Genomic DNA, 1,901 nt, shown 5'->3' on the forward strand with positions numbered 1-1,901 from the left:
GATTCATTACTTACTACCAATGTGACCAGACTCCAATGAGTCTTTTACTTGGGGACATCGGGACAGAAACCGAAGGGAGAGACGGCTCTCCACTCAATTTGTGATGGTTATTTAACCATCTAACACGAGACTTCTACATCGCACCTGGCTGTAGTAATTTGGTTTATCCCGCACTTCCAGCAGGTGAGTTACTAACGGACAAGCGTTAACAGGAGAGCGGTTATACTCCCACCAATCAAACCTGTCACCTCATTGGCGGTTAAACCAGTACTGGCAAATTCTCAACCATAGATTGAGTTCTAGCTTTTGCTTTGTTGTTGGAACTGCGTACTGTAATTTGTATTTCATGGGAATATTATAAGAGAATATTGGATGTAATACAAGTGGGTATTGGTTAATATTTATTGGTTGACAAGAAACAACGAATAACGATTGAAATTGTAAAAATTGGGGGCATCGTAGGCGAAGCCAACTCGTGGGAGTACCGCCAATTTTTACCCGCATTGCTTCAGGCGGTTTCGGAAAGATCGTCCGAAACGTAAGCCGCCGTCTGACGCTCCCATCCCCCCTACTCCCCTTAAAAAGGGGGGTAGGGGGGATCTGATACTAAATCCGCTTTGATTACCCCCTTTATGCCAGCCAAACGACTAAAGTCGCGGCTACACAAACTTTGACCGCCTGCGCGGTCTTTATAAATAACGGGGGTAGTTAACCCGGATTTGGTATGAGGATCCTGCGGCGATTAGCTGAATTTTTTCAGTGGGGGATTGCAACCCTTGCTCCCTATCGATCGCCATCGATGCAGCTCAAAAAATTCACATTCATCTCCGGTGAAAGTCCTCAAGCATCTCGTGGATAAACTAAGCACACAGCGGAAGTTGGCATGAAATCCGTTAAAGCTCTTTTTCCATATAAAATGCTTTTTCGAGAATAAACCAACCTCTTTTCTGATAAAACTCGACTACTTGTTCGTTATTTTCTTCAACAAACAATATCGCTCTGTTTATTCCTCTGGCTTTCAGTTTTCCTTCAGCTTCATCCATTAATTTATTGCCTAAGCCTTTCCTCCTGTAATCGGGATGAACTCCCAGGTGGTAAATCAAACAACCCCAAGGGTCGTAAAGAATATAAACAGTTCCTATTAATCTTCCCTTCTCTTCAGCTACCAGAATAGATTCTGGATCGTACTGGATTTTTTTTTTGAGAATCTCTCTTTGATCTAGAATTTCATAATAAATTCCTATGTCTTTCAATAATTGTTCGTATTGAGGAAAATCAGCATCCTTATAATAACGTATTTGTATACCCATCTCTTCTGACTCGTAATCGGACAGGCTCATAACCACAACACTCCTATCTACTAAGAGACCATTTTTGACACTCTGCCGCTTAAAAGACGGCAGATTCTTGTTTCAATGAGCGATTTTACCCAAATTTGTTGCCAAATCAGAGCAGAGAATCTTCTCTCCACAAGCGTTAATTCCCGTGTGTCCCACGGTATTTGATAACTGATAGCCAGTCTGTTTGATCGCCTTATCTAAAATATTGATAGCAGCGTTATGGTCGCGATCCTTGACGCAACCACATTGACAAACGTGGGTACGAACAGACAGCGACTTTTTCACCTTCTGACCGCAATTAGAGCAATCCTGGCTGGTATATTGCGGCGGTACGCCTACCACAACCCGACCATAAACCTTGCCCAAATATTCTAACCATTGGGTGAATTGCGACCAAGCAGCATCGTTGATGGACTTGGCTAGATGGTGAAGAATCACCATATTCTTCACTTGCAGTTTCTCAAACGCCACTTGCATCGGGTAGGGTCGAGGGAGGTTATTACTAACCTCTCCCTCCCCTCCGAAACCGTGCTTGCGAGTTTCCCCGCACACGGCTACTCA

Annotated in this window: 2 protein-coding genes; both read right to left on the bottom strand. The window is 43.6% G+C overall.

The genetic code is table 11. The features are described 5' to 3' along the window. Window positions 1-893: 893 nt before the first annotated feature. Window positions 894-1,340: a GNAT family N-acetyltransferase gene (locus tag MiSe_RS48855; RefSeq protein ID WP_226594741.1), complete on the bottom strand. Its 447-nt coding sequence runs from the start codon at window positions 1,338-1,340 to the stop codon at window positions 894-896. Window positions 1,341-1,412: 72 nt separating this feature from the next. Next, window positions 1,413-1,892 (bottom strand): RNA-guided endonuclease InsQ/TnpB family protein, encoded by a 480-nt coding sequence (locus MiSe_RS48860; protein WP_307731692.1) that lies wholly within the window; start codon window positions 1,890-1,892, stop codon window positions 1,413-1,415. Window positions 1,893-1,901: the final 9 nt, after the last annotated feature.

Source organism: Microseira wollei NIES-4236 (genome assembly GCF_020521235.1).
Classification (GTDB): domain Bacteria; phylum Cyanobacteriota; class Cyanobacteriia; order Cyanobacteriales; family Aerosakkonemataceae; genus Microseira; species Microseira wollei.